The 16,874-nt window shown below is 33.5% G+C and carries 17 protein-coding genes and 2 pseudogenes; 14 read left to right on the top strand and 5 right to left on the bottom strand.

The features are described 5' to 3' along the window. Nucleotides 1-187 precede the first annotated feature (187 nt). From WAZ07_RS22510 to WAZ07_RS22500, 3 genes are all read left to right on the top strand, one after another. Nucleotides 188-952, top strand: a complete 765-nt coding sequence (locus WAZ07_RS22510) for a VOC family protein (RefSeq protein WP_336474230.1) — start codon at nucleotides 188-190, stop codon at nucleotides 950-952. Nucleotides 953-1,361: 409 nt separating this feature from the next. After that, the gene (locus tag WAZ07_RS22505) at nucleotides 1,362-2,330 is read left to right on the top strand and encodes an NAD-dependent epimerase/dehydratase family protein (protein WP_336474229.1); all 969 of its coding nucleotides are present in this window, start codon (nucleotides 1,362-1,364) and stop codon (nucleotides 2,328-2,330) included. Nucleotides 2,331-2,504: 174 nt separating this feature from the next. Next, nucleotides 2,505-3,005, top strand: a complete 501-nt coding sequence (locus tag WAZ07_RS22500) for a GNAT family N-acetyltransferase (protein ID WP_336474228.1) — start codon at nucleotides 2,505-2,507, stop codon at nucleotides 3,003-3,005. A 143-nt stretch (nucleotides 3,006-3,148) separates the two neighbouring features. Here the strand turns inward: WAZ07_RS22500 and WAZ07_RS22495 are convergent, their stop codons facing one another. Together WAZ07_RS22495 and WAZ07_RS22490 are read right to left on the bottom strand one after the other, a co-directional pair. After that, nucleotides 3,149-3,580 carry a hypothetical protein gene (locus tag WAZ07_RS22495; RefSeq protein WP_336474227.1) on the bottom strand — a complete coding sequence of 144 codons (432 nt, stop codon included), beginning with the start codon at nucleotides 3,578-3,580 and terminating at the stop codon, nucleotides 3,149-3,151. 561 nt (nucleotides 3,581-4,141) lie between these two features. Continuing rightward, nucleotides 4,142-4,558, bottom strand: a complete 417-nt coding sequence (locus WAZ07_RS22490) for a hypothetical protein (protein ID WP_336474226.1) — start codon at nucleotides 4,556-4,558, stop codon at nucleotides 4,142-4,144. Nucleotides 4,559-5,219: 661 nt separating this feature from the next. On the opposite strand from WAZ07_RS22490, the gene WAZ07_RS22485 reads away from it, so the two are divergent. Beyond that, nucleotides 5,220-5,744, top strand: coding sequence for a hypothetical protein (locus WAZ07_RS22485; protein ID WP_336474225.1), 525 nt, complete (start codon nucleotides 5,220-5,222; stop codon nucleotides 5,742-5,744). 255 nt (nucleotides 5,745-5,999) lie between these two features. Here WAZ07_RS22485 and WAZ07_RS22480 read toward each other — a convergent pair whose 3' ends face one another. Then, nucleotides 6,000-6,503, bottom strand: a complete 504-nt coding sequence (locus tag WAZ07_RS22480) for a MepB family protein (protein ID WP_336474224.1) — start codon at nucleotides 6,501-6,503, stop codon at nucleotides 6,000-6,002. 839 nt (nucleotides 6,504-7,342) lie between these two features. Between WAZ07_RS22480 and WAZ07_RS22475 the strand changes: the two genes are divergently transcribed. Together WAZ07_RS22475 and WAZ07_RS22470 are read left to right on the top strand one after the other, a co-directional pair. Next, nucleotides 7,343-7,825 carry a hypothetical protein gene (locus WAZ07_RS22475; RefSeq protein ID WP_336474223.1) on the top strand — a complete coding sequence of 161 codons (483 nt, stop codon included), beginning with the start codon at nucleotides 7,343-7,345 and terminating at the stop codon, nucleotides 7,823-7,825. Nucleotides 7,826-8,361: 536 nt separating this feature from the next. Continuing rightward, the gene (locus WAZ07_RS22470; RefSeq protein WP_396550409.1) at nucleotides 8,362-9,537 is read left to right on the top strand and encodes an erythromycin esterase family protein; all 1,176 of its coding nucleotides are present in this window, start codon (nucleotides 8,362-8,364) and stop codon (nucleotides 9,535-9,537) included. 221 nt (nucleotides 9,538-9,758) lie between these two features. Here the strand turns inward: WAZ07_RS22470 and WAZ07_RS22465 are convergent. Further along, a pseudogene (locus tag WAZ07_RS22465) lies at nucleotides 9,759-9,884 on the bottom strand (VOC family protein); the annotation flags it as partial. A gap of 127 nt (nucleotides 9,885-10,011) precedes the next feature. On the opposite strand from WAZ07_RS22465, the pseudogene WAZ07_RS22460 reads away from it, so the two are divergent. The 5 genes and pseudogenes from WAZ07_RS22460 to WAZ07_RS22440 form a co-directional block, all read left to right on the top strand. Next, nucleotides 10,012-10,218, top strand: a pseudogene (locus WAZ07_RS22460) (multidrug resistance efflux transporter family protein); the annotation flags it as partial. 156 nt (nucleotides 10,219-10,374) lie between these two features. Next, nucleotides 10,375-11,199 carry an AAC(3) family N-acetyltransferase gene (locus WAZ07_RS22455; protein WP_336474222.1) on the top strand — a complete coding sequence of 275 codons (825 nt, stop codon included), beginning with the start codon at nucleotides 10,375-10,377 and terminating at the stop codon, nucleotides 11,197-11,199. A 12-nt stretch (nucleotides 11,200-11,211) separates the two neighbouring features. Next, on the top strand, nucleotides 11,212-11,907 hold the full coding sequence (locus tag WAZ07_RS22450; protein WP_396550407.1) for a phosphopantothenoylcysteine decarboxylase domain-containing protein: 696 nt from the start codon (nucleotides 11,212-11,214) through the stop codon (nucleotides 11,905-11,907). 118 nt (nucleotides 11,908-12,025) lie between these two features. Beyond that, the gene (locus WAZ07_RS22445; protein WP_336474220.1) at nucleotides 12,026-13,093 is read left to right on the top strand and encodes a hypothetical protein; all 1,068 of its coding nucleotides are present in this window, start codon (nucleotides 12,026-12,028) and stop codon (nucleotides 13,091-13,093) included. 161 nt (nucleotides 13,094-13,254) lie between these two features. Then, a complete protein-coding gene (locus WAZ07_RS22440) occupies nucleotides 13,255-13,347 on the top strand; it encodes a putative holin-like toxin (RefSeq protein WP_090914879.1) in 93 nt (30 codons plus the stop codon). A gap of 237 nt (nucleotides 13,348-13,584) precedes the next feature. Here the strand turns inward: WAZ07_RS22440 and WAZ07_RS22435 are convergent, their stop codons facing one another. Further along, nucleotides 13,585-14,397 carry an HNH endonuclease gene (locus WAZ07_RS22435; protein ID WP_336474219.1) on the bottom strand — a complete coding sequence of 271 codons (813 nt, stop codon included), beginning with the start codon at nucleotides 14,395-14,397 and terminating at the stop codon, nucleotides 13,585-13,587. Nucleotides 14,398-14,687: 290 nt separating this feature from the next. Here WAZ07_RS22435 and WAZ07_RS22430 point away from each other — a divergent pair, with 290 nt between their 5' ends. The 3 genes from WAZ07_RS22430 (at nucleotide 14,688) to WAZ07_RS22420 (ending at nucleotide 16,795) form a co-directional block, all read left to right on the top strand. Further along, nucleotides 14,688-15,770, top strand: coding sequence for an AI-2E family transporter (locus WAZ07_RS22430; protein WP_336474218.1), 1,083 nt, complete (start codon nucleotides 14,688-14,690; stop codon nucleotides 15,768-15,770). A 232-nt stretch (nucleotides 15,771-16,002) separates the two neighbouring features. Beyond that, a complete protein-coding gene (locus WAZ07_RS22425) occupies nucleotides 16,003-16,371 on the top strand; it encodes an ArsR/SmtB family transcription factor (RefSeq protein WP_090914874.1) in 369 nt (122 codons plus the stop codon). Further along, nucleotides 16,355-16,795, top strand: coding sequence for a DNA mismatch repair protein (locus WAZ07_RS22420; protein WP_090914872.1), 441 nt, complete (start codon nucleotides 16,355-16,357; stop codon nucleotides 16,793-16,795). The genes WAZ07_RS22425 and WAZ07_RS22420 overlap by 17 nt, the downstream gene beginning before the upstream one ends. Nucleotides 16,796-16,874: the final 79 nt, after the last annotated feature.

Raw genomic sequence — 16,874 nt, 5'->3', positions numbered from 1 at the left:
AGTAATAAAGTGAAACTTTAATCAGTGGGGGTTTTCTTCATCCCCCACTGATTATTAGTTGAACCAATCGGGCTTTTACGGACAGTTTATCTCCCACCTAACTTCTTTGCTTTTGTTGAATTTTGAGGTGGGAGTATTACTGCCCGTTAATGCGGGATAAAAGTATAAACATTGTGAGGGATGCTAGATGATTACACATTTTGCAGATATAGAATTACAAACATTATCTATTGAAGGCGTAAAACAAGTATATGCTGATATACTGCAATTTCCTATTGCAAAGCAAACAGAAACGTTTATTCAGTTTCAAGTTACTCCTTTTACAACCATTAGTTTCAAAGAAATATTAGAACCAATTGTGCCAACTCATTTTGCTTTTCAAGTGCCGTACTCTCTGTTTGATGAAATCGCATTGTGGCTCACACGATCAGGTGTTCAAATTTTAAAAGATAAACAAGGTGAAAAAGTTACGTATCATTCTTCAATCAGTAAGGCCGTATATTTCAAAGATAGTGATGGAAATATTCTTGAGGTTATTTCACACGAATATGTAAAAGAAGAGGTTTTACAAAGAAATGGTCCTTTACAAGTTATGTATGTTCGAGAAGTGGGATTTCCAGTTCCTTCTGTTCCTATGTTTCGTGAATGGCTGAAACAAACATTGCAAATGAAGACGATGCATGACCAAGATATATTTAATTTTGTAATTGGAGGAACTGCACATGCAGTTGTTGTGAAAGAAGGAAGGCCATGGATTCCAATTGATATGAGAGCATTAATGCCTATAATGAACATTACCTTTGGAACTCCGGATATAGAATTTATCCAAAACGTAAATAAAAAAGAAAATACACTACATTTTAAGCAGTACTCTTATTCTATTAGGCTGAAACATACACCAGAGTTTTTACACGCTACTCCGAAACAACTGCATTTACCTTTATCTTTGTAAATAAACATGAAGTTATTATGGAAAAATATGGACTAGAGTTATAAACTTATAGTGTAAATATATATCCATTTTAATTTTTCGACACCTTTGTCTAGCTCTGCCTCCTAAGCCCTCATGTCTAAGAACCTTCCACACGAGAAGGTAAAAAACACCTTCTGTGTGAAAGAACCTTAGCCAACGGGCCTAAACAGTCGGCTCCGCTTTTCTTTATAAGTCGCTGTTATGCAGAATACAACATGACCTGCACTCGCTTTCTCCTTTTGTTTTAAACTTTGCATGTGCGAGCAAAAGGACCTGACCGCTTCTATGCTTTTTAGATGCTCTCGACCATCTAAAAAGAAAGAGGGTTTTTATGTCAACTTTTTAATGTGGATTTATATAGATTCTTTAAAAAATGGGGGATACATAGATGGTTCAAATATTAGTAATGGGTGGTACACAGTTTGTTAGTGAAGCATTAGCAAAGTTTTTCATTTCTAAAGGATATGAAGTAGATATTTTCACTAGAGGAACACGAGAAATTACTTATGAAGGAGTACGTACACATCTTATTGGAGATCGTAATGTTTCATTAGATATACAGAAGAATATTTCAGGTAAACAGTACGACTTTATTTTTGATATTACGGCTTATCATAAGAATCATGTAAAAACATTGCTTGATTATATAGATACAAGTAAATTAAAGCGATATGTATTATGTAGTTCAGGAGCAGTGTATGCTCCTTCTAATCAAACTTTATTTGAAGATTTTGAGCGAACAGAAAATTATAATTGGGGACAATATGGGCTCGATAAAAAAGAAGCGGAAGATTATTTATTTTCCTTACATAAACAAGAAGGATTTCCAATTACGATTTTTAGACCTTCGTATATTTACGGCGAAGGCAACAATTTGTATAGAGAAGCGTACATATTCGATCGCTTGACAAAAAACCTCACTATTCCTATTCCCAAGAATGTGGGTCCAGTGCAATTTGTGCATATTGATGATGTAGTTCGAGTGATGGAAAGTGTAATAGGTTCAGAACAATCTAATGGACAAGCTTATAATTTGTCATATCCAGAAGATATTACATGGAAGACACTTGTCGATACAGCAAGCCATATAGTAGGAATAGAGACACATACTGTGGAAATAGATGAAACAGCATTAGACCCTGCCATTTCAACACGAAATTATTTTCCGTTCCGTAATGTTACTTACACGATGAATATAGAAAAATTAAATGCACATCATTTATACGTGCCACGAGTGAATTTGCATACCGGTTTACAGAAGGCATATCATTTTTATCAAACTGAAAATGTTCAGTTAAGTGATGCTACTATGAATAAAGTTGATGAGGTACTTCGTATTTTTTCATTAAACAAGTAAAAAAATATAATATTATTATGTAAACTACATGTTGGTTAAATAATATAAAGGAAAAAATCTAATTTTGTAGAACCTATCTAAAAGCCCGATTGGACGGGCTAACCATTAGTGGGGGATGAAGAAAACCCCCACTGATAGAAGTTTCACTTTATATGTAAGAAAGGATGTAGCCGGATGATTAGAATGTTAACAGAAGTAGATGCAGAAAGTTATTGGGATTTACGTTTAGAAGCATTGCAAAAAAATCCAGAAGCATATGTTACTACATATGAAGAAGCAATCAAAAAAGAAGAGCCGATTCAAGAAGTAATAAAAAATTTACAAGGGGAACATAGCTATACATTTGGTGCTTTTGATGAGAATAATAAGTTAGTAGGAATTGTAACATTATTAACAGAATCAAGAGCAGTACTGCGTCATAAAGGGCATATTGTTGGGATGTATGTAAGTGCTCAAAGTAGAGGAAGAGGGTATGCACGTAATCTCATATATGAAAGTGTAAAAGAAGCAAAGAAATTAAATATAGAGCAAATTGGCTTATCAGTTGTTTCGGATAATATGGCAGCAAAAAAATTATATCATTCAATTGGATTTGAATCGTATGGTGTAGAAAAAAGAGCATTGAAAATGGATGAAGTGTATCGAGATGAAGAATATATGGTTTTATTTATATAAGAAGTGAAAAATACGTTTCGTTGGCTTAGCAAACAACTTCGTAATGTTTACGGCTTTAGGAATAATATAGATTAAGCATTAGGCGTAAAAAATAAAAAGATCATCTTTATGATGATCTTTTTTAAAATTAGTAGTTGATGCTATTAGTTAGTTTGTCGTACTTTTAATTTAAAGTCCCTACCTACATATCCATTATCTGAATGGATAATTACTTCGTATCTTCCGCTAGTTTCAGTTTTAAATCCTCTTATTTCTTGTGCATATTTTCCATTTGCTTTCGAGTTTTTCTCATCACCATCAGGATTAATAACAGTGAATTCAAAATCTGTCTTGACACCTCTTTCTAACCAAAAGTTAACTTTTGCACCTTCTTCAGCATAAAAGTAATATATATTATCTTCACTACCTCCACCAAAATAAAGTGTACTTTCATAACAATCTGAACCTAAGTAATGTGTTTGTTTAGGTCCATCGATTGATGCGCATTTTGCTGCGTATGACGTTGAAGGTGTCATGAATCCTATGGTCCCTACACCTATCATGGCTGCTAAAGTAAAATTCATAATCTTTTTCATTAAAAACTCCTCCTCAATTTTTGTGTCAGATTGTCATTACATTTTTGAGTGTACACTCAAAAGATAAGTAGAGTATATAAACAAAAAAATACATTATTCTACATATTTTCAAATATTTGAATAATAATTCAGTGTTCAAATATTTGTCATAATTTAAAATTGTTTCCATCAAGAAAAAATAAATAGTTTATGCATGACTTGTATATAAATTTATTATTTGAATATTCCGGAATAAGTTGATAAAGATAATTGAGGGGAAATTTTAATATATGAATGACAAATTAATAAGAAACGGCTAAATGAAATACTTCATGATTTATGTACATGCGACATGCTTATACGGGATGACATAGCGAAATCGAAGTACAGCGAGTTTAAAGAGGATATGTACTGTATTAGATCATTGTGATATATAAAGCGTTGATTCCTCTACTTGGTTCATGCAAGCAGTTAATGGTAAGCCAAGTCATATAGAGGAATAGTATGTTAGATATTGAGTACAAAGGTAAAATCTAATTGATGAAAAGGACGACTACGCACAAGTAGCCGCCTTTCGCACACCTAAGTCATTGTTGAAGGAAGCACTTGACCTTCTGGGTACAGAGTAGCGGTTAATGTACGACTTCTTATATCGGTAACAGTTCCCGTTGGTACAGCTAGCGCTATCCTTATCTCATAGGTATGAGTTCCTGATGGTGGTACATCAACCCACGTAATGTTAGGAGTTATTTCTATACTACGGTGTGCAATATCAGATTGTGACGTAAAAGCTATGTAAGTTCCGTCACGATATAAAAGGTAAGACAGTAAAAATTCAAAATCAGTAGGATTAGGACCAGGTGAACCCAAGTAAACAGTTGCCATTGATTCTAGTTTTACAACTTGGCGAGATGTAGGAAAAGGCGGGAGAGTAAGAATGGATACATTGGCTGGTGGTATAGGAATCCTTGTTAGGCTTTCTACAAAAGCAAATTGCATAATAGTACATACACCTCCTAATATTAAACAATCAATATATCTTATTAGTGATTTTAATAAGATAGACCTTTCATCAATCTTTACTAACGGATAGCAAATGTTAAATAAACTAAATACATTAACTTCTGATAATGTTATGTTAACTATTGATGTATGGGGTATACAAAAAGAAACTTCATGTCCTCCTTTAACAGTTAAATCGTGCACTTAAGTTTGAAAATTCAGAAAATAATGCATTTGAACCTTTTCTTCTTTCCAAGGTTCAAATGCATAAAAAGGCTATCAATAATAGACAAGCGTAGATTCATTTGCCAACACATATCAATATATTGTTAATGTAACCACATTTAATGTTCAGAGCGATTTGCTTTATCACAAGCCCCTTTACCCCAATTTTACGATTCGATTTCGTTGAGCATTGCGCAAGGAGGCGCCGGCGGTACTGTAGGTACTTTTAGTGAGTGACTATAGTGGCGGTGGTAGGTAGGTCGAAACCAAATTCACTACCATTAGTTGTAGTGGTGGACATTGAATTTATCTCGATGAAAGTGAGGTATCATATATTGTGAAATTTGAGGATAATACAGATCCAAACTCAATTTTGTCCGATGCTTTAAAAAATCTCGAAAACGCTGAAGCAATCAATCAAGCTGCAGATAACGTGCAACAAGTTCTGGGGACTGAACCGGGATCTACAGGAGGTCCAGTTACCGTTAATGATCTTCTTGCAGTTGATGAATTAGCAGATGAGACTGTACAACATGCGATTGCTGATGAGCTTGCCCCCCCTTGTGGATGCGTTTTGTCGATCTATTTAGCTTCAAGTGCATCATCACTTCTAAGTGGTAATTTCATCGGACTAGGTACCGATGGGGGAAATTTCTTCCAAAATAGTGTGGTAATAGCACAGACAGCAACAATTACGGGTCTCGTTTTAAGTGTCCGCGATGAAACTATGGCTAATAGGTTCCCGGTAACAGGTACAATATTTATAAGTAGAGATTGTACGAATACTCCTGTGAATACAAGTATTACTGCAACGGTAACAGCAGGAAATTGTTACGCATTTGCACCTGCTAATTTAGTTGTCAATCAATGTGATCTATTATCTGTTCAAGTTGTTACTAGTGACGACGGTGCCCTAACGGATGGAGCGGCAGCCACTATCCTGTATACTATCCCTTAACTCAATCTATAAATCAAAGAGGCTGACTCAAAAGTTCGTTGAATGACGAATCTTTTGAGTCAAGTTTTTATTTTATGAAATTCGACAAAAAAAGAAAGTAACATAAATGATGTTGTGTTGCATTGAAATACTCTTAGCGTGGGTTTTTTCGATTTGCGGTCTGTACCCGATGCCCATCAAGTTAAAATTTTAAACAACATAATAAAAGCCTTGCTATAAAACAAGACTTTCCTCAATTTACTATAATACAAGAAGCTATGAATATAAGTTTAATAATTTATCTATGGATAAATTATTAGTATCACTTAAATCAACAAAATATTGAAGTTGCCACAATTGGCTCTTCTTAGCTTGATCGCTAACAGGGTTATCCCAAATAGGGTAAATTCTCATAGCCATCTTTCCTTTTTGGCTTTGAGTTTTCAATATTTTTTCTTTTAAAAGAATCTCTTTTGGAAAAATAAATTGTCCTAGTTTATTATCATCAATACAAGTGATAACTAATAAGTCAGGATTGGAGTCATAAGAGAAGGCCTGATTTTGCATGTTTTCATTTTTCTCCCAAAAAGAAACAAATTGTCCAATTTTATTAGGAGTAATTTTCGATACCCTAAAACGTATGGTTTTGTTATTTAACTTGAATATCCCTCCTGCATATTCTGAATTTTGTCTTTCTTCTTTTAGATTAGTGATTATTAAGTTATTAGGTTTATAAACTATATTATCTAATTTTTCGATTATATTGTTAAAATTGTTCATGTGAATTCCTCCTCTATTTATATCTTAGTGTATCACAAACACCCGTTCTTATATGTCGTATAGAATACGATTCTCAAAACGATTATTTATGAGACAATCAGATATCAATCAAATTTCGTTGTTTTTTGCTGGAAACTTCTCCTAAAACTCACTTTAGAAACTATGTCCTAAAAATGTACATTTTAGATTTCTTGTATGTAGTTTTAAGTGAGCCTTTTAATCCATTTGTAAAAGTATACAATTGTAGAAAAATGTCGTAATGGAAGTTTTGGATGGATTGGAAACATTAATTATGCAGGTTTAGACAGAAAAGATCTGTGGGGAACGGTCAAACAATTTCAAGGTGAAGTAAAAGCTTGGAATAATGATCAACAAGGATAGAATATCTAGTAATTGGAGATTCTTTTAATTATGGTAATACAACCAGGGGTAGGACGCACATTTTAACGTTTTTATACGCTAAGAAATTCTCAAAGCTCCATAACACGAGTTGAATTATTAACGTGGGTTTTACGTCATTTAGTTAGCGGGACCCCTATACGATATAAAAAAGAGCCCTCTAATCCAGACGGCTCTTTCCCATGTACTAGTCAGTCACCACAACCTACTAAAATGTAATAATATAACAGGTGTTAACTACATACTAACATGTCCATAAGCGTGTATTTCATGCTAATGGTGAAGGTCCGTGAACAAATGACAATAAGAAACAATTTATTCCAAAATTACAAATTATGACAAAACCCCCACTTTTAAAATGGTAATATTTGATTATAGACTGAGTTTAATAGATAATTCGGTCGAAAAAATGTTAATGAGAAAAGAGAGGATGAGAACACATGAAAAAGATCGTTCGCAAGTTAATTGTTCCAGGACTAGGACTATCGCTTCTATTCACAGGAGGTACTGCTGAAGCTTTCGCAAGTGAAAATGTATCTAATAATTCGAGTACAATTAAACCCATTGTTAAAACAAGTGATATGATAGCTTCTAGCAAAGGAAAGGACAAAAATAAGGATAAAAACAAAGACAAAAGCAGAGAGGATTTTGTTAAAGCAACACTCAATCATGCATACAATATCGTTGGGCAAGGGAAAAAAAATGTAATAGTCTACAATCAATCTGTTCGAGAAGGAAGCTATACTCATCAGCTTCATGGGTATGATACATACTATACCGTATTGTATGGTGATATAACATATGGTGTTTATGTTTTTGACTATGGATATTTCAAAAGCACAAGTAATAACAAGAAGGCTGACTGGGCATTCAAAGGTAACTGTTCTAAAAAAGGAAACACCGTATCTTGTGCACCTCTTTGATTATATAGAATCACATAGAGAGTTTTATTTATGAACTGCACCCCAATTGTTAGACACGAACTAACAATTGGAGGTGCAGTTTTCTTATGAGGGCATTTTTGCCCAAATCCCCAAAAAGGGGGAATTAGCTTAATTCATTAAAAAATTATACGCCATGTTAAAAATGTATCCTATTGCTTGAATAAGTATGTTCTAAAATGATTGTCACAACTTTTTTTATCTTTATTAAATTTTTCACTTATAGAAACAAAGTTACCTTTTTAACATCCTAATTATTATAATTTTATGAAAAATATTACATTTTTATTTGTTTGTTAGTAAAATATTAAAGTACGTTAATACTTAGAGGAGGGATATGTGTGTTTTCAAAATGAAAAAAAGGATTCGTAACTACTTTATTTGCACTCACAACGTTTTCGACAGTAACATCTGCTGAAGAACTGCCTGCTGATCAACAAAAATGGCAGAATTGGGTTCGTGAACATGCGGTTAAATTACAAGAACCAACTGCTAGTTCGAATGAGGATTTATCATTTTTGAAACAAGCCTTACAGGGCAAACGTATTGTTTCACTAGGTGAGTCTACTCATGGTTCAACAGAAATGAATCAATCAAAGGTTCGTATCATTAAGTATTTGCATGAAGAAATGGGCTATGATGTGATTGCGTTTGAATCAGGCTTTGCGGAAGCGAATGCTGTATATCAAAATATAGATGATTTAACAGCTGAACAAGCCATGAAAAAAGCTATTGCTGGAGTTTGGCATACAGAAGATGTGGAAGAATTATTTCAATATATAAAAGAACAAAAAGAAAAAAGAACACCTCTTATTTTAACGGGATTTGATATACAAATACCCTGGGATGCTGCTACCGCTACATTTGCAACATCTACAAATAAATGGATTGGGAAATTGAATCCTGAAATAGGGAAATTACTTGTAGAGGCAGAAGGAGAAGTCGTGAAATACCGCTCTGTCTCTTCTTATAAGGAATTTGAAGCAATGCAGGTATCCCTTTTGGACAAATACGAAAAAATAAAAGAGTTTATCCAACAACATAAAAATGAATTGCAACAAGTAGCGCCTAAAACATCCTATGATGTAAATCTTCTAGAAAAGTCAATCAAGATTCGAATCGATACGCTTAAAACATATATTCCAAGTGAAGTGAAAGATCGGATAAATATTCCACCTGAAAAATATCCGGATGATTTCCCATTTTACACTCGAGAGCAAAGGATGTCACAGAATTTGGCATGGTTAAGCGAAATGCAATTTAAGAATAAAAAAATGATTGTGTGGGGACACAATTATCATATTAGAAGACAAAATTCTAAAATGATTCAAGCCGCATCCCCACGCCCATTCCCAAATATAATGGATATGATACCACAGTATTTAAAAAAGCAAATATACACAGTCGGTTTATTTGCATATAGTGGTAGCAGTTTAGGGTCGGATAATAGACAGATTATAAATGTAAAGGAAACGCATCAAGCCAATAGTATAGAAGAAATTTTGAAAGCTGCACAACATCCGCAAGTATTTGTAAATTTAAAAGGTGAGGAAAATCGTCCTGAAACCTCTTGGATGTATAGGCCTATTATTGGGCAGTATTGGGGATCTTACGATGAAACCATGATTCCTAACCAACAATATGACGGGATTCTATGGCTAGATCATATTAGCCCTTCACGAATTATTAAATAAAACAAAAAGCGCACCATCTATTGTATTGGTGCGCTTTTTGCTTTATAGGAGTTCACCATCATTTTTAGCAACTTAAAATTTTATAGCGCCCCCAAAACGAAATTTTGTGTTAACTTGTAACAAAAAAGCACATTTTTTCTTTTTGGGGATACTCTAAAATATTAGCTTGATGGTGATGTGTGGTGCCCCTGTTTAGTAAAATAAGCTTATCTTTCCATCCCTCATTTAAATGTATTATTAACTAGTTCCTCCCAATCTACAAAGGACAACTTATCTGTAATATGTTTTAATTCATTAGGAACTTCAACATAGCATATTAATTCTAAACTGTTACCATCTGGATCAACTCGTACTTTCACCAATTGATTTATGTCCCCTCTCTGTCGTGTGTATAAAATTACCAATACAAGTTAATGCAAAAATACCCAGTTGAGTAAGCGGGTTCTTTCAAGTTTGCTTAATGATTCCATTAATGTAAAAGATGATCCACAAAAATTAGCAACAGTTGAAGCGACGCAATCTGGTGAAGTATTATTCGCGTTATTTGGTGAATTAATAGTATTGTCAGCACCATTTCTATCAGCCTTGTCTTGGGTTGGAATGAGTCTTGTTGTCATAGGGATGATTTTACATAGTTTTGCGGCGGTTATGGAGAAAAAAGAGGAGAAAATAACAGCATGAGAAGATGATCTTTTAAGGTCGTCTTTTCCCTGTTTTTTAAGGATAAATTCTGTATAGTGAAGGATAATCCCTTTTTTTGATTAAAAATTAAGAAAAATATGATAATATATAAATGGTATATTAAAGAAATTTTAGTAGAGAAATAGGGGATTTATTATGAATATGAACGATTTAATTGCCAAAACAAAAATGCCAAATACAATTCGTACAATTGTAAGCGATTTACGAAAATTAGGTGTTACAGAAGGAATGAACGTTATCGTACACTCGTCTCTTAGTTCGATCGGTTGGGTAAGTGGTGACGCATTGGCTGTAGTAGAAGCTTTAATGGAAGTAGTTACAGAAGAAGGAACAATTATTATGCCGACTCAAACGAGTGATTTATCTGATCCGAAAAATTGGCAAATGCCACCTGTTCCAGAAAGTTGGTGGGAAATTATTCGTGATAATGTACCACCGTTTCATCCTGAAACAACACCAACGCGAAGTATGGGAAAAGTAGTAGAGTGTTTTCGGACATATCCGAATACAAAAAGAAGTAATCATCCTTTACATAGCTTTGCAGCGTGGGGGAAACACGCAAAGCAAATTATTGATGGACACATCCTTTCTCCTAGTTTTGGAGAACAGTCACCTTTGGGGAAAATGTATGATTTAGATGGATATATATTATTAATCGGAGTAGATCATGATTCGAATACATCACTTCATTTATCTGAAGTTCGTTCGCAATATCGAGAAAAGGTCCAAATTGGAGCACCGATTATTGAGAATGGAGTTCGCAAATGGAAAGAGTATGAGGAATTTGACTATGATTCTGATGATTTTAAGCCATTAGGAAAAGCATTTGATAAAACCGGGTTGGTTATATTAGGGAAAATAGGGAACGCATCATGTAAATTAATGAAGCAACGAGAAGTCGTTGATTTTGGAACAGAATGGTTTTTAACTCAAAAACAAACGAAGCAAATATGTAATTAAAGGATGGGGAACATGAAAGGGAAAAAGGTACTCATAACAAGTGGCGGTTGTTTAGAAAAATGGGATGAAGTACGTGGGCATACGAATTTATCGACAGGAAGAATGGGAAAGCTTCTAGCAGAAGAAGCGCTGAAGAGCGGGGCTTCAGTTATATATTTACATGGTTATTTTGCAGAAAAACCTGAAGGGACTCATAATCTTTCTTCTCATTCTTTTGAAGGAATTATCGATTTACAAGAGAAAATGAAACAAATTATTACAAGTGAAAAAGTAGATATTGTCATTATGGCGGCAGCTGGATCGGATTGGATAGTTGATAAAATTGTCGATCAAGAAGGAAATATAATGGATCAATTAGGAAAGTTATCAAGCGATATGCCGCCGGTTATTCATTTTAAGAAAGCCCCAAAAGTACTAGCACAAATTAAACAATGGGATCCGGGTGTTGTGTTAGTCGGATTTAAGTTAGAGAGCGGTACAAGTCAACAAGAATTAATAACGAGAGCACAAATCCGAATGGAAGGTGCACAAGCAGATTTCATAGTTGCAAATGCTTCTCATGCCCTATATACCTCTGAAACGAATCACTATATTATTTCTAAAGATGGTGAAGTTCAGATATGTTCCGATAAAGCAAATACAGCCAAAAGTCTTATCAATAAACTTGCACTGATCCATTTTGAAAAAGAACAAGTTGTTTTTCATTAATGAGAGTTAAGAAAGAATACATATTGTAGGGTGAGAAGATGGAAAATTTATTAAAAAAATCGATTACATTTTACAAAGATCATTTAAATGAAATTTTTAAATAAAAAGGAATGATTACATGAATCATGCTATAACTCAGAAACGATGGATAATCTGGTTTGCTATTACGAGCTTGATTATCCTTTCGAATATTCTTGTTTATGCACTACCAATCATGTCGCCTTTACCAAATAGAGTAGCACTTGGTTCGCTATTTGATTTTATACTTACTATTCCAATCGTCACATACATACTTATTATTAGAAAACGATATTCACTAAAATACATCTTTCCTGTAATACTTGCAGGATACGTTGCTGCAAGATTTATTATTCCTAATCCGTATTTTGAATCTTTTTCGTTTATCACATATATATTAGTAGCTGGGGAAATTGCATTTCTTTGCTTAGAGCTTTATCTTTTTTACAAAATAGCAAGAAAACTACCTGCGATTATTCGCTCTTATAAGAAATATAGGCTCGCATATTCATCTTTTTCATATGCGAGCGAAAAGGCAGTATACGATTCCGTTTCCGAAAATGTTGTTGCGAATGTATTGTTATCAGAGTGTAAGTTGTTATACTACGCGTTATTCTCTTGGCGTAAAAAAGTATATGCAGGTTCAGATATGTTTACGTATCACAAAAAAACAGGTTCCATTGCATTTTATATTATGCTCATACATGCAACTTTAATTGAATCAATCGGTTTTCATTATTTTCTTCATCAATGGAATCCGATTGTAGCATGGATTCTGCTCATCTTAAATATTTACGCTACACTCTTTTTCTTAGCAGAAATACAAGCAATTCGTTTATGTCCATATGTTGTAACTGATAAAGAACTTATTTTACAAGTTGGTTTGACGAAACAGCTTATCGTACCATTTTATAATATTGAAAGCATACATCATTATAAAGGATTATTACCTTCTAAAATGGAACAAAAACAAATTTTTGATGCAGCAGTAAACGAGTTTATAAAAGAACCTGCGAAACTTGAAATCGTATTGACAGAGCCGATGAAAGCAACTATGCTTTATGGGTTTCAAAAAACAGTCACAAAAGTTCATATCAATGTGGATGATGAGAGAGCGTTTTATGATGCCATTATGAAGAAAGTTCAAGAGAGAAGCAGTCATGAGTGATAAAAAAGGATCATATTTCTCAACACAATAAAATAACCGGCAAGTACAAAGCTTGCCGGTTTTCATCGTCAAGAAATAGAAATTATGATAAAATGAAAGAGTAACTCATGGTCAGAGTGGTTGTTCTATTATCACTTCTCTAAGTGTTGGGAGGTGATAATTTGAGTGAACTTACGTTGCTTTTGCAAGGCGGTCTTTTTCTCGTTGCATTGCTAACGTTCGTCGTGTTATTAATCGACAAGCTCAAAAAATAACAACCCACTCTACGCCAATAGAAGGTGGGTTGTTTAATTCATGAGAAACAAATAGGATAATGAATAATCCACTCTGCTGAGTTATATGGGACTAGTGTGTTGCCGCACACTAGTCTTTTTTTACTTATATGCTAATCACTTATTTATGTGATTGTATCGTTCTTTTCATTGTTATTATAGCACAATCCTGTTTATGTAAAAAAGGAGAGCGTACGTTCTTCTTTTTGGAAGCAAATCTTAAGATTGAATTCCGTTTGTTGGCTTGAATAATCCATTCATATATTCTTTTAAGCTTTTTTTATAAAATACTTGGTTGATTGCATCGTTTACACCAACAATTGGTGACGGAAGATTGTAACTTTTTTTAGATAGATGAACAACGACATCAAACACATCAAAGAGACGAATAAAGCAAAATAATCCGTCTTTTCCGCTTAATAAAATGAAATAATGGTTTTCACAATCGGTATTTAATGTATTCCATAATGAACTTTTGCTTAAGTCTCGTACAATATTTCTATCTTTTAATTCAATGAAATCTATGTTAGATAAGATGTTAGAAATAACAATTGCATCGGGATCATGGAAATAACCATCTATTGTATGTACAGCAAATAAATAAGCCATTTTCAATAAGCTCATCTTATATTTGCGGTTATCAAGGAGTAATTCACGTTGAATAGAACCAGCAACTTTTGTTACTCGTTCTTCTTTCCATATTTCATTATGAAGTGATATATCGTGTCTTTTGCATAGTTTCATAATGAGAGAATTTGAGAATTGGAACTCATCACTATCCGTTTCTTTATTTGTATATTCTTCTTCATCATATATATCTAGAAGAAGAGGAGAGTCGATTTGATGTTTAAGCTGATCTATTTTATACTGTATTAACTTATGGCTAATTAATAGACGATCTACACTTGCTATTACGTTTTCATAGCATGTTTCACACACTGTGTTGATATAGTAATATCCACATAACACTTCTGGAATTACATATTGTTCTATACATGGTTTATCATCTCTACATATATTGCATATTGACATAGTCATCACCTTTTAGTTGCAAATTTTTATCTTATTATTTGCGGGCAATAAAATCCCATTTCACGACTTTGAGAAATACAAAGGAGATAAGCAGGGGATAACTGCCCGTAAAAGTCCGATTGGTTAATAATCAGCAGGGAATGAAAACTCCACTGCCAAAAGTTTTACTATATATGTCTTTATTGTAGTGTATTTATTTATGTTTTGGAATAAAGAACGAGGAAATAACATATAAATTTTTACTTCAATTTGTTACAATTATAAAAGAAATTTAAAAGGAGGCACTTTTTTTGAAATCAAAAGTTCATTTTTGGACATTAGAAGTATTGATGGTTGTAGCGATTATTTTTATCTGTACAAAAATTTCGTTTTTATTTCAACCAATCGGTATTTTTATATCCACTTTATTTTTCCCTATTTTAATTGCGGCATTTTTGTATTTTATGTTTAATCCCGTGCTGCTTTTTTTAGAGAACAAAAAAGTACCGCGTAATTTATCCATTTTGTTACTGTATGTATTTATTATTACATTAATAGCTGTTGCGGTCGGTGTTGTAGTTCCAACTGTATCTCATCAGCTGATGGATTTAGTAACGAACATGCCAACGTATATTAAAGTAGGGAGAGAATACATAACAGATTTATCGAATCATAGGCTATTTCAATGGCTTACAACACAGGATTATGTTTCGTTAGAGACATTAGAAAAGAATGCTCTTACGTATTTGAAAGAAATACCCAATACACTTACAGCGAGTGCAACTGCATTATTTGGAATTATTACAAACGTTGCATTAGTTGTTTTCACAGTTCCATTTATTTTGTTTTATATGTTTAAAGATGGTCATAAATTCCCTGGAGCAGCAGTTCGTTTTTTACCGGAATCATACCGTGAAGAAGGGCTTCGTGTTTTTAAAGAAACGAATGAAACCCTTGCGGCGTACATTCAAGGCCAAGCACTTGTTTGTTTATTTGTCGGAGCTTTCACGTTTGTTGGTTATTTAATCATTGGGTTGCCTTATGCTTTTATTTTAGGGATTGTGGCAGCATTTACGAATATTATTCCAAATTTAGGTCCGTTTATTGGAGCAGCACCAGCGGTTATTGTTGGGCTATTTGTATCGCCGATGCAGGCGGTATGGGTTATTGTTGTGGTAACGATTGTTCAGCAATTTGAGAGTAATATTTTATCACCACGAATTATGAGTGAAAAACTAAATATTCATCCTTTAACAATTATCATCTTAATTCTTGGTGTCGGAAATTTTGCTGGAATTATTGGAATGATTTTAGCGGTACCAACCTATGCCGTAATGAAGACGATTATTTCAAACATAGTAAGGCTTTTTAAATTGAAAAGAAATAAGAAATAGAAAGAAGACCAGTTCAGATTGTAACTGGTCTTTTTTCGTTCTAAGTATAAATATAATACGAATAATTAAAATATACGTATGGGTTATTTGATTTTCATTCGTTACCTATACTTAAAAATTTGTATTGAAAATTATTGAGTATAGCAGTATTCTATACATATTCAAACATTTGAAGATGTATAGAATACTGCTAAAGTCTTTAAAAGTAAAAGTAAGTTATGGAGGCGTTTGAATGGGAAACGAAATGCAACAGTTTAAGGCTGACTTTTTTAAAGCCTTATCACATCCCTTACGGATACGTATTCTTGAATTGTTGTCAGAGGGTGAAAAAAGTGTAAATGAACTTCAAAGTATTCTTAATAAGGAAGGTTCGGCAGTTTCGCAACAACTAAGTGTACTACGTGCAAAAAATATTGTTGTTGGTACCAAGGACGGGAAACGAGTTTTGTATTCTCTTCGGGATCCTATGATTATGAATTTACTGGAAGTTGCACGATCGATCTTTAATAACCATTTAATTGATACGATTTCAATGTTGGAAGAACTAGATGAAGAAGATGATAAAACTATAGTTAAGGAGGAAGTTGAGTATCGAAGTTAAGAAAGAAGTTATTATTCAACATGGCGTTGAAATATTTCACTCTGTAGGAGCTCATCACGTTTGTGATATTTGTATAAAGAGTGGAAATTCTTGTTGTTTTTCATGCCAGCATCTACAAGATGAAGTTGGGTGTCAAAAGAGAAATACGGCTTGTACAGCTTGGTTATGTGGGATTCAAAGCTTTTTATTTGATCAAATAGGATTATTGAATGAATGGAATCGTTTTTGGAGTGAAATTCCAGGTCAAATGTTTCGTAGAGATAGTACGCCAGATAAGGTATGGATTAAATCATTTATAGATACAGAGAAATTAGATAGCAGAGAGGGAGAACTTCTAGCAGAAAGGCTGAAAACCTATGTGCAAGAGGGTGGAGATATAGGTGAATTAGAATGTCATTTGAGCAAAACGTATAGTAAATATTAAGCTAATGATTTCCCTGTATAAGAGCATGAAAAATGTATTTACAATTTGAATTTATTAAAAATGGAAAAGAAGGGTTTAT

The organism is Bacillus bruguierae (assembly GCF_037104725.1).
Classification (GTDB): Bacteria; Bacillota; Bacilli; order Bacillales; family Bacillaceae_G; genus Bacillus_A; species Bacillus_A bruguierae.
Note: the sequence above shows the minus strand (reverse complement) of the source record. Positions and strands in the feature narration are given on the sequence as shown.

Bases quoted from the DNA above. Each gene is read 5' to 3' on its own strand.
- WAZ07_RS22510 (WP_336474230.1), top strand. From the start codon at position 188: ATGATTACACATTTTGCAGATATAGAATTACAAACATTATCTATTGAA.
- WAZ07_RS22505 (WP_336474229.1), top strand. From the start codon at position 1,362: ATGGTTCAAATATTAGTAATGGGTGGTACACAGTTTGTTAGTGAAGCA.
- WAZ07_RS22500 (WP_336474228.1), top strand. From the start codon at position 2,505: ATGATTAGAATGTTAACAGAAGTAGATGCAGAAAGTTATTGGGATTTA.
- WAZ07_RS22495 (WP_336474227.1), bottom strand. From the start codon at position 3,580: ATGAAAAAGATTATGAATTTTACTTTAGCAGCCATGATAGGTGTAGGG.
- WAZ07_RS22490 (WP_336474226.1), bottom strand. From the start codon at position 4,558: ATGCAATTTGCTTTTGTAGAAAGCCTAACAAGGATTCCTATACCACCA.
- WAZ07_RS22480 (WP_336474224.1), bottom strand. From the start codon at position 6,503: ATGAACAATTTTAACAATATAATCGAAAAATTAGATAATATAGTTTAT.
- WAZ07_RS22475 (WP_336474223.1), top strand. From the start codon at position 7,343: ATGAAAAAGATCGTTCGCAAGTTAATTGTTCCAGGACTAGGACTATCG.
- WAZ07_RS22455 (WP_336474222.1), top strand. From the start codon at position 10,375: ATGAATATGAACGATTTAATTGCCAAAACAAAAATGCCAAATACAATT.
- WAZ07_RS22450 (WP_396550407.1), top strand. From the start codon at position 11,212: ATGAAAGGGAAAAAGGTACTCATAACAAGTGGCGGTTGTTTAGAAAAA.
- WAZ07_RS22445 (WP_336474220.1), top strand. From the start codon at position 12,026: ATGAATCATGCTATAACTCAGAAACGATGGATAATCTGGTTTGCTATT.
- WAZ07_RS22435 (WP_336474219.1), bottom strand. From the start codon at position 14,397: ATGTCAATATGCAATATATGTAGAGATGATAAACCATGTATAGAACAA.
- WAZ07_RS22425 (WP_090914874.1), top strand. From the start codon at position 16,003: ATGGGAAACGAAATGCAACAGTTTAAGGCTGACTTTTTTAAAGCCTTA.